Consider the following 14,696-nt stretch of genomic DNA (forward strand, 5'->3'; position numbering starts at 1 on the left):
TAGCCTTAGGTTATCAAATGGTTAAATAAATTTTCGCCGCATGTAAAAAATCGGTCAGATACGTAACTGGCTGGCGTACATCGCGGTGTTTACACACACGACGACATAACTTTCGGGAGAATTATGCAATCCTCTGTTAATCAAAAAGAAAGCCGAACTTTCTTCGGCCATCCTTATCCACTCGGCTCGCTGTTCTTCACAGAGATGTGGGAGCGCTTCTCGTTTTATGGCATTCGCCCGTTACTGATCCTGTTTATGGCTGCTACCGTTTATGACGGCGGCATGGGGCTGGCACGTGAAAATGCCTCGGCGATTGTGGGTATCTTTGCCGGTACGATGTACCTCGCTGCGCTGCCGGGTGGCTGGCTGGCGGATAACTGGCTCGGCCAACAGAAAGCGGTGTGGTACGGTTCCATCCTGATTGCCCTCGGCCATCTGTCAATTGCGCTCTCCGCCATTATGGGGAACAACCTGTTCTTTATTGGTCTGATGTTTATCGTGCTCGGCTCCGGTCTGTTTAAGACCTGTATTTCGGTCATGGTTGGCACGCTGTACAAAAAAGGCGATGCGCGTCGCGACGGCGGTTTCTCGCTGTTCTACATGGGCATCAACATGGGGTCGTTTATCGCGCCGCTGATTTCCGGCTGGCTGATTAAAACCCACGGCTGGCACTGGGGCTTTGGCATCGGTGGTATCGGGATGTTGGTGGCGTTGATCATTTTCCGTGTATTTGCCGTTCCATCAATGAAACGCTATGACAGCGAAGTGGGGCTCGACTCCACCTGGAATAGCCCGGTAGTGAAACGTAACGGTGTGGGCGCGTGGCTGCTGGCGCTGGCCGTCGGTGCGGCGGTTATCGTTACGCTGATAGCGCAGGGCGTGATTGTAATTAATCCGGTCGCGGTTGCCAGCATGCTGGTGTACGTGATTGCAGCCTCCGTTGCGCTCTACTTTATCTACCTGTTCATCTTTGCCGGTCTGAACCGTAAAGAGCGCGCCAGACTGCTGGTCTGCTTTATCCTGCTGGTTTCCGCTGCATTCTTCTGGTCCGCGTTTGAGCAGAAGCCAACTTCGTTCAACCTGTTCGCCAACGACTACACTAACCGTATGATCGGTGATTTTGAAATCCCGGCGGTCTGGTTCCAGTCGATAAACGCGCTGTTTATTATCCTGCTGGCACCGGTATTCAGTTGGGCATGGCCGAAGCTGGCAAGCATGAATATTCGCCCGAGTAGCATCACCAAGTTTGTTATCGGTATCCTCTTTGCGGCGGCAGGCTTCGGTCTGATGATGCTGGCGGCGCAAAACGTTCTCAGTAACGGCGGGGCAGGCGTTTCTCCATTCTGGCTGGTGGGCAGTATCCTGATGCTGACGCTTGGCGAGCTGTGCCTGAGTCCGATCGGTCTGGCGACAATGACGCTGCTGGCGCCGGAAAGAATGCGCGGGCAGATGATGGGCCTGTGGTTCTGCGCCAGTGCGCTGGGCAACCTGGCCGCAGGTTTGATTGGCGGTCATGTGAAGGCTGACCAACTGGATATGCTGCCGGATCTCTTCGCACGCTGCTCGATTGCGCTGCTGATCTGCGCTGCGGTACTGATCATCCTCATTGTTCCGATTCGTCGCATGCTGGAGAATACGCAAACTAAACCGGCAACTAGCGCCTGATAACACCTCGATTGTGCCGGGGCAGACGTTATGTCCCGGCTATTCAATTAACGAGGTAAGAGCATGCTGTTAGGATTTGTTGGGCTTGGTGCAGTCGTTGAAACGGCATACTTGCCCGCATTACGTAATATGTTCGGTGATGCACTACGCTGTGTGGGATTTGATGTTCAACCCGCAAAGCAGCCCGCAGACGTGACACGCTGTGCGTCGCTCGCTGAACTTCTTGCAATGCCGCTTGATACCCTGTTTATTACCACCGCATCCCTGCATCACCTCGATGTGCTTGAACAGGCGCTGGCGGCTCCCATCGCTCGTATTGTGGTCGAAAAGCCTCTTGTCGCCACGCTTTCCCAAATTGAAAAACTGAAAACGCTGCTGACTCAACCGGATGCTGCCAACCGCGTGCTGGCACTCGACCATTGGATGGCACGCAATGGCGCAATGCAGCTGGCGTTGGGCAAACTCGGAGCGCAGTGGCAGGGCGATAATCCGCAACAGGCACTTGTCTCTCATTTTTCACACATTGTTAAAATCGACGGTTTTTTGCAGGAACCGAGCGGGTTTAACGCTGTTGGAGAACCCATTGCGCTTAACTTTGCCACCGGTGAGCCGGATACCCGTGAGCTTCGTCATCCGGACGGTGTGATTCTGGACATTGGCACACATGTACTGGCAATGCTGCGTGAAACAGTGCGTTACCTGGGCGGTAATGACAGTATGACCTTGCAGGTGAAGAGCGCTAAAGACCGTCTGGGACGAAATATTGTAGAGGGCGACCTGACCACAGCAGAAGGAGAGGCGCATCTGCAGGGACAGATTAGCGGCATTCCGCTGGACATCTGGCTGAATAAATACGCGGGGCCGGCTGGCGGACAAAAAGGCCTGCGCCTTTGTCTGCGCGATGGTCGTGTCATTAGCCATGATCGCTGTGGTGTCGAGGATGTGCTCGAATTGATTGACGGTGATGTTGTACAACGCTGGAGTCTGCCTGGTAGCGTATATGCCCATTGTCTGGCGGAGCATATTCTGGGCGCGCAAAGTCTGTTTGAACGCAGCCCACAGGAAGTGAGCCGCACGACGCAGCGCAGGCTGGAGGAAGTGGAGTGCCTGTTAACGTTACAGCAGCAGTTACGCGGGCGGCATTAAACGCATCGTGTTAAACTCAGCGCAGTAATGGATCCCTGTACTGGAGTCGCTATGTCTATTATTTGCCCGGATTGTCATGCAGAGCTGGAGCCGCAAAACGGTATGGCGCACTGTGATAACTGTAATAAAGATATTCAGTTAGAAGCGCACTGCCCGGAGTGCAATCAGCCACTGCAGGTGCTTAAAGCCTGTGGTGCGGTGGATTATTTCTGCCAGAACGGTCATGGCCTTATCTCGAAGAAACGCGTGGCGTTTGTGCCGCTTTAATCCTGTTTTTTCCTGCGTGTTTTCTTTGTCTTCGTGACAGCTCTCACTTCGCTTTCCACCCATCCGTCAGACAGGCGGGTGGTGAGCACATCACCTGCTGTAACCTGTTTAGTCTGTTTCAGCACTTCACCCTCTTTTGCGGTCGTCACGCTATAACCGCGCGCCAGCGTGGCCAGTGGGCTGACTGCCTCAAGATGGGTAACCGCGTTGCCAAAACGCTCGCGCTGTTCGCTTAAACGCGCACGGATATTTTCCGCCAGGCGGTATTCCAGTTGCTGAATGCGTGTTTGCGCACGGTAAATACGCGGCTGCGGGTTTTGCTGATTCAGACGCTGCAGCATGCGCTGCTGACGCTGATTTGCCTGTTTAATCTTATTCTCAAGTGCGAAGTTCATTCTCTGACGCAGTCGTTCCAGCACGGTCTGCTGACGGGCCAGACGCAGTTGCGGATGCTGCTGTTGCAAGCGGTGATGAAGCTGGGTAAATCGACGAGTACGATTGGCGAGGTAGTAATCCATCGCCATCTCCAGACGCTGCTGACCATGCTGTATTTGACGCAGCAGTTCAAGCTGATTACGGCTGACAATTTCTGCTGCCGCCGACGGCGTAGGTGCCCGTAAATCTGCAATAAAATCGGCAATAGTGACATCGGTTTCATGGCCGACGGCGCTGACGACTGGAATGCGGCTGGCAAAGATCGCCCGTGCAACACGTTCGTCGTTAAAGCTCCACAAATCTTCCAGCGAGCCGCCGCCGCGCCCGACGATCAGCACATCGCACTCGCCCCGCGCGTTCGCCAGTTCAATGGCCCGAACGATCTGCCCTGGCGCATCATCGCCCTGGACTGCGGTCGGGTAGATAATAACGGGCAGGGAAGGGTCGCGACGTTTCAGGACGTGGAGGATATCGTGCAGCGCGGCGCCGGTTTTAGAGGTGATTACTCCGACGCAGTGGGCCGGTGAGGGCAGCGTTTTTTTGAACTGCTGATCGAATAGCCCTTCACCCTGCAGTTTGGCCTTGAGTTGCTCATATTTTTGCTGCAGCAAACCTTCGCCCGCTGGCTGCATGCTCTCAACAATTATCTGATAGTCGCCGCGCGGCTCGTACAATGTAATGTTGGCGCGTACCAGTACCTGCTGACCGTGCTGTGGTCGGAACGTTACCCGGCGATTGCTGTTGCGAAACATCGCGCAGCGTACCTGAGCGGTGTCATCTTTGAGCGTGAAATACCAGTGACCGGAGGACGGCTGCGTGAAATTCGAAATTTCACCGCTGATCCACACTTGTCCCATTTCCTGCTCAAGCAGCAAACGAACCGTCTGATTCAGGCGGCTTACGGTAAAAATTGAGGTGGTCTGAGAGGATAACATGTGAGCGGGATCAAATTCTAAATCAGCAAGTTATTCAGTCGAAAGTAACATGCTCACAGAGGAGCGCAAGGTTTTTTTGCAAAAAAGTGTGGATGCAATCGGTTACGCTCTGTATAATGCCGCGGCAATATTTAATAACCTCCCAGGTGAGATATTGCCCATGCTACGTATCGCAAAAGAAGCCCTGACGTTTGACGACGTCCTCCTCGTTCCCGCTCATTCTACTGTTCTGCCGAATACTGCTGATCTCAGCACCCAGTTGACGAAAACCATTCGCCTGAACATTCCTATGCTCTCCGCAGCAATGGACACCGTGACGGAAGCGCGCCTGGCAATTGCCCTGGCTCAGGAAGGCGGCATCGGTTTTATCCACAAAAACATGTCTATTGAGCGCCAGGCGGAAGAAGTTCGTCGCGTGAAGAAACATGAATCTGGCGTCGTGACCGACCCACAAACCGTACTGCCAACCACCACTCTGCGCGAAGTAAAAGAACTGACCGAGCGTAACGGTTTCGCAGGCTACCCGGTAGTGACTGAAGATAACGAACTGGTCGGCATCATCACCGGTCGTGACGTACGGTTTGTGACTGATCTGAATCAGCCGGTTAGCGTCTACATGACGCCGAAAGAGCGTCTGGTGACCGTTCGTGAAGGCGAAGCACGCGATGTTGTCTTTGCCAAAATGCACGAAAAACGCGTCGAGAAAGCGCTGGTTGTTGACGACAGCTTCCATCTGCTCGGCATGATCACCGTTAAAGATTTCCAGAAAGCGGAACGTAAACCTAACGCCTGTAAAGACGAGCATGGTCGTCTGCGCGTTGGGGCTGCTGTAGGCGCAGGTGCGGGTAACGAAGAGCGTGTTGACGCGCTGGTTGCCGCTGGCGTGGATGTTCTGCTGATTGACTCCTCTCACGGTCATTCAGAAGGCGTACTGCAGCGTATCCGTGAAACTCGTGCTAAATACCCGGATCTGCAGATCATCGGGGGGAACGTTGCGACTGGTGCAGGCGCTCGCGCGCTGGCGGAAGCCGGCTGCAGCGCTGTTAAAGTCGGTATCGGCCCAGGCTCCATCTGTACTACCCGTATCGTTACCGGCGTCGGTGTACCGCAGATCACCGCCGTTTCTGACGCTGTTGAAGCGCTGGAAGGCACTGGTATCCCGGTTATTGCCGATGGCGGTATTCGTTTTTCCGGCGACATCGCAAAAGCGATCGCTGCGGGTGCTTCTGCAGTGATGGTTGGCTCTATGCTGGCGGGGACTGAAGAATCTCCGGGCGAAATCGAACTGTATCAGGGCCGTTCTTACAAATCATACCGTGGTATGGGCTCTTTGGGCGCGATGTCCAAAGGTTCTTCCGACCGTTATTTCCAAAGCGATAACGCCGCTGACAAACTGGTCCCGGAAGGTATCGAAGGTCGCGTTGCGTATAAAGGTCGCCTGAAAGAGATCATTCACCAGCAGATGGGTGGCCTGCGCTCCTGTATGGGTCTGACCGGCTGTGGTACTATCGACGCGCTGCGAACAAAAGCAGAGTTTGTACGTATCAGCGGTGCGGGTATTCAGGAAAGTCACGTCCACGATGTGACCATCACCAAAGAGTCCCCTAACTACCGCATGGGCTCCTGATAAGTTTCCGCGCCCGGCTATATGCCGGGCGAATTTGTTTCACTTGCCTCGGAATTAGCGTCAATGACAGACAATATTCATAAACATCGCATTCTCATCCTTGATTTCGGATCTCAGTACACTCAGCTGGTTGCTCGTCGCGTACGTGAACTGGGCGTCTATTGTGAACTGTGGGCGTGGGATGTTACGGAAGCACAAATTCGCGAATTCAACCCAAGCGGTATCATTCTTTCCGGTGGTCCGGAAAGCACCACTGAAGAAAACAGCCCGCGTGCGCCGGAATACGTTTTCACTGCGGGCGTGCCTGTGTTCGGCGTGTGCTACGGCATGCAGACTATGGCAATGCAGCTCGGTGGTCATGTTGAAGGTTCTAACGAACGTGAATTCGGCTATGCGCAGGTTGAAGTTCAGACCGACAGCGCGCTGATCCGCGGTATTGAAGACTCTCTGACCGCAGACGGCAAACCACTGCTGGATGTGTGGATGAGCCACGGCGACAAAGTGACCGCTATTCCAGAAGGTTTCGTGACCGTTGCCAGCACCGACAACTGCCCATTCGCCATCATGGCGCACGAGGAAAAACGTTTCTACGGTGTGCAGTTTCACCCGGAAGTTACCCATACCCGTCAGGGGATGCGCATGCTGGAGCGTTTTGTGCGCGACATCTGCCAGTGTGAAGCGCTGTGGACCCCGGCAAAAATTATCGATGACGCCGTTGCCCGCATTCGTGAGCAGGTTGGCACTGATAAAGTGATCCTCGGCCTCTCCGGCGGCGTTGACTCCTCCGTCACCGCGATGCTGCTGCACCGTGCAATTGGCAAAAACCTGACCTGTGTGTTCGTCGACAACGGTCTGCTGCGTCTCAACGAAGCTCAGCAGGTGATGGATATGTTCGGCGACCATTTCGGCCTGAACATCATTCATGTTGAAGGTGAAAAGCGTTTCCTGGACGCGCTGAAAGGCGAGAACGATCCGGAAGCTAAACGTAAAATCATCGGCCGCGTGTTCGTGGAAGTCTTCGACGAAGAAGCGCTGAAGCTGGAAGACGTTAAGTGGCTGGCGCAGGGAACCATCTATCCGGACGTGATCGAATCCGCGGCTTCTGCCACTGGTAAAGCGCACGTCATCAAATCTCACCACAACGTGGGCGGTTTGCCGAAAGAGATGAAGATGGGTCTGGTTGAACCGCTGCGTGAGCTGTTCAAAGACGAAGTGCGTAAGATTGGTCTGGAGCTTGGTCTGCCGTACGACATGCTGTACCGTCACCCATTCCCGGGTCCGGGTCTGGGCGTACGCGTGCTGGGCGAAGTGAAGAAAGAGTACTGCGACCTGCTGCGCCGTGCGGATGCTATCTTCATTGAGGAACTGCACAACGCTGACCTGTACAACAAAGTGAGCCAGGCGTTCACCGTGTTCCTGCCGGTACGTTCCGTTGGCGTCATGGGCGATGGCCGTAAGTACGACTGGGTTGTTTCCCTGCGTGCTGTTGAAACCATCGACTTTATGACCGCGCACTGGGCGCACCTGCCGTATGACTTCTTAGGCCGTGTCTCTAACCGCATTATCAACGAAGTTAACGGTATTTCCCGCGTGGTGTATGACATCAGCGGTAAGCCGCCAGCTACGATTGAGTGGGAATGATATTCCTCCCGTTTAGCGGTTTCTGAACCGGTAGTATGTAAAAGCCCTCTTTTTACAGAGGGCTTTTTATTGCGCGAATTTTATCGATGCGACAGTCCTGCTCGATAGTAGGGTTAATCACACACTTAACGTCTGCGTTCCATTCAACACCGCTTCTTATTTACGGAAATAATGAAAAATACTCAGGGTATTACCCTGTAGAATTTAATAACGGTAACAATTCAGATAAGCATTTAAATTTATGCTAAATATGAATGTTTTAGTCAGTGATATTTTCTGGCGATATTAATTAGCGTCTATTTGAGCGCAGTGTCTCTTTTTTATATCCAGTACACTGGAACGTAAAAAATCAGCGCGAATGGCGCGGTGAAGTGGGATTAAAAGATGGTGTATTTGTGCGAAAAACACGGTTGATTATCCGATATATCAGCACGTGTGGGCGGGCAAGACTGCGTGAAGTTTCATCACTCAAATCCCTTACCGGATGGTTAAATGTCAGGCGATTAGCCATCCGGTAAGGAATCTTAATGCTGGGGGGATCCTCGGCGCGAGCGATCAGCGTACGTCAGTTTGTGCAGGAGATGCCTGTTGCGGCAGGGTGATCTGCTGAGTTTCTTTTTTGTTCTGGTGGTGGTGCCACGCACCTATGGCGGAGTAGACGAAGCGTCCGAAGAAGAAAAGAAAGCTGATAAGCAGTACGATCCGGATCATGCGACTGTTAAATCGGTGTCGTTTGCGTAGGCTGGTAACCTGGCTCACAAAAGGTTCCTTGTAGTGTACCCAACTGAGGGCGATAGTCACATTAAGGCATACTGTGAGGGAATGGTCAATTTTTCCTTATGTAAAATTGCTTCAGTTGTTTTATCTATTTATGTTATGGAAATTAATATTATTATTTGCATTAATAATGAGATAACGATAAAAAACCATGAAAAGAGTAATAATTGATTAATGAGGGACTTATTTATTGATGTGTATCAAGCATCACCCTTTGCTGAGAACTAAAATTGATGAGTCATTTTAATGTATTTAACTTTATCGTTTTAACGTCAGGTGGGATGCCTGTCCGAATACCCCCTGCAGGATGTGCGGGATTCTACTGAGCATCTATGAAACTCAATAAAAATTATATTGGTATTAGAGATAAATGGTGGGCGTTACCTCTCATCTTGCCTTCTTTGCTGTTGCCTATATTGAGCACTGCTAACACCTATGCCCATATTAGTACCGGGAACGTAATTCTTTTCTACCTGCCTTTAGCGCTGATGATTAGTCTGATGTTGTTTTTTGGCTGGGCGGCATTACCAGGAATTATCATTTCCATCATCTGGTACAAATATCCGCAGGTTGGGTTATTTGAAATGCTCTCAATAATTTCGCACTTTATAGTTACGATAGTGCTTAGTTGGGGAGGGTATAAAGTTTTTGCTCCCCGGCGGAATAACGTTTCTTACGGTGACTCCCACCTGATGTTTCAGCACATGTTTTGGCAGGTTTTCTGCCCGGCAACGCTGTTTCTGCTATTCTTCCATTTCGCCGCGTTTGTGGGCGTCTATGAGAGCAAATCCGGCATGGTGGGCGTTATGCCCCTTAATACCGGCACGTTGATCAACTATCAGGCCATGCTGGCCGGGAATCTGGTTGGGGTTCCACTGTGCTACTTAATAATTCGCACGATTCGTAATCCTTTGTATATCAGAGGTTATTTATCTCAGTTAAAGCAGCAGTTTGATACCAAAGTTACCAAAACAGAGTTTGCGGTCTGGCTGATTATATTGACCATACTAATGACATTGTTGTGTATGCCGCTAGATGAGAAAAGCTCAATATTTAGCACGAATTATACCTTGTCACTGATGCTGCCCGTCATGCTATGGGGAGCTATGCGTTACGGTTATAAATTTATTTCGTTAATATGGATGCTCGTACTCATTACAGCAATTCATTATTATCAACGCTATATGCCCTGGTATTCGGGTTACGATGTGCAACTTGCCATTACCTCATCGAGTTACCTGGTTTTCTCCTTCATCGTGAATTTTATTGCCGTACTGGCAACGCGCCAGAGAATTGTCGCCAGACATTCTCATCGTCTGGCCTTCTTTGACCCCATGGTGCATATTCCGAATTTGCGCGCTTTGAACCGGGATTTGAGAAAAGCGCCATGGTCAGTGCTTTGCTTTTTGAGTGTTCCGGGTATGGAACTGCTGGTGAAAAATTACGGCATTATGCTGCGTATCCAGTACAAGCAAAAACTTGCCCAGTGGGTAAAGCCATTGCTGAAACAAGATGAGCATGTCTATCAGTTATCGGGTAATGATTTAGTTCTGCGTTTTAACACCGAGTCGTATCAGGAGCGTATTGAAGCGCTGGACAGGCATATCAAGCAGTTTCGTTTTATCTGGGATGGCATGCCTTTACAGCCGCAGGTGGGGATTAGTTTTTGCTATGTCCGTTCTCCTGTTAATCACATCTACTTGTTACTGGGGGAGTTAAGCACCATCGCCGAGCTTTCTCTGGCGACCAATGCGCCAGAGAATTTGCAGCGCCGAGGCGTGATGCACCTGCAACGTGACCTGAAAGATAAGGTTGCGATGATGAATCGTCTGCAACTGGCGCTGGAGCACCATCGCTTTTTCCTGATGGCGCAGCCGATTTCAGGCGTGCGCGGCGATGTTTATCATGAAATTCTGCTGCGGCTAGAGGGGGATGATGGTGAAACCATCGGTCCTGACAGCTTCTTACCGGTAGCGCATGAGTTTGGATTGTCATCCAGCATCGATCTGTGGGTGATTGAAAATACGCTGAAGTTTATGGCGCAGAATCGGGAAAAAATGCCCGCTCGTCGGTTTGCTATTAACTTATCTCCCACATCGGTATGCCGTGCCCGGCTTCCGCATGACATCAACCAACTGCTGATTAAGTACAAAGTTGAACCGTGGCAACTGATTTTTGAAGTAACGGAAAGCAATGCCTTAACCAATGCGGAACAGGCGCAGGCAACGTTACTGCAGCTGCAATCATTGGGCTGTCAGATTGCGATTGATGATTTTGGTACCGGATATGCCAGCTATGCGCGGCTGAAGAATGTGAATGCCGATATCCTGAAAATTGATGGCAGCTTTATTCGCAACATCGTTTCGAATAGCCTCGACTATCAAATCGTGGCCTCTATTTGCCATCTGGCGCGGATGAAAAGAATGCTGGTGGTCGCGGAGTACGTCGAAAGCGAAGAAATACGCAGTGCGGTAATTTCGCTGGGGATTGATTACATGCAGGGGTATCTGATTGGTAAACCGCAGCCGTTGCATGAAATGCTGGAAGAACAGGTGCCAGAAGAACTGGCACCTGCTGAGAGCTTATGCGGCGATATCGGGTGAACTCTCTTCTTCAATTTTGAGTCGCCAGCCGGTAACGGCTTCCCAGTATTGCTGCTCTTTTTCCAGATCGAGCAGCACCAGCGCATTCTGGCTAAACCAGTCATGCGGAAAGCGTAAGGTCCAGTGGTTGTCGTCGGTAATTAGGGTCAGCGTCGGTGGCGTGGTGGTCGCCTGTCGCTGATTATTCAGCAGCACGCCCAGGCGCAACAGCTGAATTAACGGCAGAAACTGTTTTTTCTTGAACAGCGTAAAGCGGGGCAAATCATCCAGTTTCACCGCTTTGCGATGATATCGAACCAGGGTTGCCATCATCAGCTGTTGTTCCTGATTGAAACCCGGTAAATCGCTGTTTTGGAGGATATACGCCGAGTGGCGATGTAAACCGCTGTGGTTGATGTTCAGCCCAACCTCATGCAGCATCGCCGCCCAGCGCAGCAACGCTTCCAGTTGTGGATTGGCCAGCTTTGGCTGCTGCGTATGCCACTGGTCGTACATTTGCATCGTCGTTTCCAGTACGCGCCGGGCCTGTTCGCTGTCGATATTGTACTGGTTCGCCAGGCTGCTCGCGGTACGACTGCGAACGTCCTGGTGGCGAAAACGACCTTCCATCTCATACAGCACGCCTTCGCGTAGTGCGCCATCAGAAAGGCGGAGTTCGCGGATAGCCAGTGCGTCAAAAACGCCGCACAGAATCGCGAGTCCCGGCACAAACACCGCTTTTCGCTCTTCAGACAGCCCCGGCAGGCTGAGCGCATCGAATGACGCATGCTTCAGCACTTCGGTTCGCAGTTTGTCCAGGCGTTCGGGGGTGATAAAACCATCTTTCTCACCCATCTCCAGCAGCACTTCGTGTGCCGCTTTAATCGTGCCCGACGCGCCCAGCGCAACGTTCCAGCCCTGAATGCGAAACTGCCAGGTTAAGGTTTCAAGCTTTTGCGCTGCCGCCATGCGCGCACGCTGGAAGTTTTCCCGACTAATAGCGCCGTCCGGGAAATACATCTGAGCAAAACTGACGCAGCCCATACGACGACTTTCCACCAGTTTGGGCTCGAAATCTTCGCCGATCACCAGTTCTGTTGAACCACCGCCGATATCAATAACCAGCTTACGACCCTTTTCCGGCTGGGTGTGCTCCACGCCCATAAAAATCAGTCGGGCTTCTTCATTACCGGAAATAATCTCAATCGGGTAGGGGATAACTTTTTCTGCTCGCTTGAGAAAATCGGTCGCATTTAGCGCCTGACGCAAAGTATGGGTTCCCACGATGCATACGCTTGATGGGGGAAAGCCCTGCAGACGTTCGGCGAACAGCGACAGGCAGCTTAATCCGCGCTCCATTGCCTCTTCGCTCAGCTTGTTATCTTCGCCGAGGCCATCCGCCAGATGAACGCGCTGTTTCAGTCGCCCGATAATCTGCATTGCGCCATCAACCACGCGGGCAATGACCATATGGAAACTGTTTGAACCAAGGTCGACCGCAGCAAATTCCTGCGGTCGTGGAGTCTTGTCGTGTATTGGCATAGCGTTAGTCAGGTTGCTCGAGTGATTTGATGTAGTCGTATATCGCCAATTGTGACTGAACCTTACGGCGGTTTCCGCGCGGTACGTAGCGATTACTGAGTTCTTTATCGATGAAGCGAGCCTTCACCGTGTCGCTGAACAGGATATCGATAATATCCAGCACCCGTTGCTTAAGACGCGGGTCCAGCAGCGGTGTGGCGACTTCGATGCGATAGTCGATATTCCTGGTCATCCAGTCTGCGGAGGAGAGGTATACCTGCTTGTCGCCACCGTTTTCGAAGATATAAACCCGGTCGTGTTCAAGGTAGCGGTCAACTATGCTTATCACGCGAATATTGTCGCTAATGCCTTCCAGGTTCGGAATCAAAGAGCACATACCGCGAATCAATAGATTGACTGGCACGCCTGAGCTTGAGGCCGCATAGAGACGATCAACCAGGCCTTTATCGACCAGGTTATTCAGTTTTAGGGTGATACCGGAAGGCTGTCCTTGCTGCGCGTTGGCGATTTCTTTGTCAATCATCGCGTACAGCAAACGGCGCGAGTTCTGCGGAGATACCAGCAGATAATCGAACGTCACCGGACGATACGGGTTCTCGATGAAGTTGAACACCCGACGAACCTCGTTGGTAATGCGTGAGTCGGCGGTAAGTAACGAGTAGTCGGTATAGAGACGCGCCGTTTTTTCGTTGAAGTTCCCCGTCCCGATATGCGCATAGCGCACAACTTCATCACCTTCTTTACGCGAGATAAGGAACAATTTGGCGTGAATTTTCAGGCCCGGCGCGGAGAAGATGACGTGAACGCCAGCCTCGGTAAGACGCTTGGCCCAATGAATGTTGGCTTCTTCATCAAAGCGAGCCTGCAACTCCACCACCACGGTGACTTTCTTACCGTTGTGCGCAGCATGGATCATCGAATCAATGATGCGCGAGTCTTTGGCCACACGGTAGATGTTGATTTTTATCGCCAGCACGCTCGGGTCGAAAGAGGCCTGGCGCAACAGTTCAAGAACGTGCTCAAAAGTGTGATACGGATAATATAGCAGCACGTCGCGTTCGCGAACGGCGTCAAAGCCGTTACGAAACTTCTCGTTATCGAACCAGATATGGCGCAAACGCGGCAGCGGTTTGTTCACCAGGTTAGCTTTGCCAACGTTGGGGAAATTAATAAAGTCTTTGAAGTTATGGTAACGCCCGCCGGGAACAATCGAGTCGTAGCGAGAAATCGTCAGCTTTTCACGCAGTACCTCGACCAGCGCATTGGGCATGTCGCGCTGATAGACAAAACGTACAGGCTCTGCGGTCAGACGCTGTTTCAGGCTGGACGACATCAGCTCCATCAGGCTCGATTCCATCTCGTGCACCAAATCGTATTCGGCGTCGCGAGTCATTTTCATCGAATAGGCGTTCAGCGCATCGTAATCAAAGAACCCTTTGAAAATGTCGTCAAGGCAGTAGCGTAAGATGTTGTCCAGCAGGATCATCGGTTTGCGACGGCGCGGGGTTTCCGGCGGTAGATTCACAAAACGGGGAACCTTGTCGGAAGGGATTTCCAGCAGCGCGTAGCGGATCGTATCGCCGCGGATAATTTCCACCGCCAGATAGGTGTAGTCATCTTTCAGAAACTGAACTAAATCCGTCTCGCGGTTGATCAGGATCGGTGTAATGTGCTGGCGAAGATATTGTTTGAAGTAGTGGCGTAACCAGCTCTGTTGATTGACCGACAACTGACGTTCATTGATAAGGAAAATCTGGTTGCGCGCCATCTCCAGCAGCAACTCGTTGTACAGGCCGTCAAATTCCTGATCGGCTTTTAATACGCGGGCCTGGATTTTACCTAACAGATGGCGGGAGTGAGAGTTTGAACCCTGTTCTTCGCTAATAATGATTCGGCGTTTCAGTTCGGCAAAACGAACCTTATAAAACTCGTCGAGATTATTGGAATAGATGCCTAAGAAACGCATCCGTTCGATCAACGGGTTTGACTTATCAGCAGCTTCCTGGAGTACACGTTCGTTGAACGCTAACCAGCTGAGTTCTTTCTCGATGTATAGCTTTTCCTGACCCATTACAACTT

At 51.6% G+C, this 14,696-nt stretch carries 10 protein-coding genes; 6 read left to right on the forward strand and 4 right to left on the reverse strand.

Annotated features, from left to right (window positions below; translation table 11 throughout):
* Nucleotides 1-123 precede the first annotated feature (123 nt).
* The 3 genes from HV352_RS06325 (at nt 124) to HV352_RS06335 (ending at nt 3,078) form a co-directional block, all read left to right on the forward strand.
* On the forward strand, nt 124-1,665 hold the full coding sequence (locus tag HV352_RS06325) for a peptide MFS transporter (RefSeq protein ID WP_016157127.1): 1,542 nt from the start codon (nt 124-126) through the stop codon (nt 1,663-1,665).
* Nucleotides 1,666-1,728: 63 nt separating this feature from the next.
* Nucleotides 1,729-2,811: a Gfo/Idh/MocA family oxidoreductase gene (locus HV352_RS06330; protein ID WP_181635292.1), complete on the forward strand. Its 1,083-nt coding sequence runs from the start codon at nt 1,729-1,731 to the stop codon at nt 2,809-2,811.
* A 51-nt stretch (nt 2,812-2,862) separates the two neighbouring features.
* On the forward strand, nt 2,863-3,078 hold the full coding sequence (locus HV352_RS06335; RefSeq protein ID WP_016157125.1) for a zinc ribbon domain-containing protein: 216 nt from the start codon (nt 2,863-2,865) through the stop codon (nt 3,076-3,078).
* On the opposite strand, the gene xseA is transcribed toward HV352_RS06335, so the two are convergent.
* A complete protein-coding gene (gene xseA / locus HV352_RS06340; RefSeq protein WP_016157124.1) occupies nt 3,075-4,448 on the reverse strand; it encodes an exodeoxyribonuclease VII large subunit in 1,374 nt (457 codons plus the stop codon). The genes HV352_RS06335 and xseA overlap by 4 nt on opposite strands.
* A 160-nt stretch (nt 4,449-4,608) precedes the next feature.
* On the opposite strand from xseA, the gene guaB reads away from it, so the two are divergent.
* The gene (guaB, locus tag HV352_RS06345; protein WP_019077375.1) at nt 4,609-6,075 is read left to right on the forward strand and encodes an IMP dehydrogenase; all 1,467 of its coding nucleotides are present in this window, start codon (nt 4,609-4,611) and stop codon (nt 6,073-6,075) included.
* A gap of 63 nt (nt 6,076-6,138) precedes the next feature.
* Nucleotides 6,139-7,716 carry a glutamine-hydrolyzing GMP synthase gene (guaA, locus tag HV352_RS06350; RefSeq protein WP_016153990.1) on the forward strand — a complete coding sequence of 526 codons (1,578 nt, stop codon included), beginning with the start codon at nt 6,139-6,141 and terminating at the stop codon, nt 7,714-7,716.
* A 555-nt stretch (nt 7,717-8,271) separates the two neighbouring features.
* Here the strand turns inward: guaA and HV352_RS06355 are convergent.
* Nucleotides 8,272-8,475 carry a YfgG family protein gene (locus HV352_RS06355; protein WP_049041558.1) on the reverse strand — a complete coding sequence of 68 codons (204 nt, stop codon included), beginning with the start codon at nt 8,473-8,475 and terminating at the stop codon, nt 8,272-8,274.
* Nucleotides 8,476-8,825: 350 nt separating this feature from the next.
* Here HV352_RS06355 and HV352_RS06360 point away from each other — a divergent pair, with 350 nt between their 5' ends.
* Nucleotides 8,826-11,096 (forward strand): sensor domain-containing phosphodiesterase, encoded by a 2,271-nt coding sequence (locus HV352_RS06360; RefSeq protein ID WP_103284106.1) that lies wholly within the window; start codon nt 8,826-8,828, stop codon nt 11,094-11,096.
* Here the strand turns inward: HV352_RS06360 and ppx are convergent.
* Together ppx and ppk1 are read right to left on the reverse strand one after the other, a co-directional pair.
* A complete protein-coding gene (gene ppx / locus HV352_RS06365) occupies nt 11,076-12,617 on the reverse strand; it encodes an exopolyphosphatase (RefSeq protein ID WP_075847658.1) in 1,542 nt (513 codons plus the stop codon). The genes HV352_RS06360 and ppx overlap by 21 nt on opposite strands.
* Nucleotides 12,618-12,621: 4 nt before the next feature.
* The gene (ppk1, locus tag HV352_RS06370) at nt 12,622-14,688 is read right to left on the reverse strand and encodes a polyphosphate kinase 1 (RefSeq protein WP_003835119.1); all 2,067 of its coding nucleotides are present in this window, start codon (nt 14,686-14,688) and stop codon (nt 12,622-12,624) included.
* Between the last annotated feature and the right edge of the window lie 8 nt (nt 14,689-14,696).

Origin of the sequence: Citrobacter sp. RHBSTW-01044 (assembly GCF_013781945.1) — a bacterium.
GTDB classification, from domain to species: Bacteria; Pseudomonadota; Gammaproteobacteria; order Enterobacterales; family Enterobacteriaceae; genus Citrobacter; species Citrobacter braakii.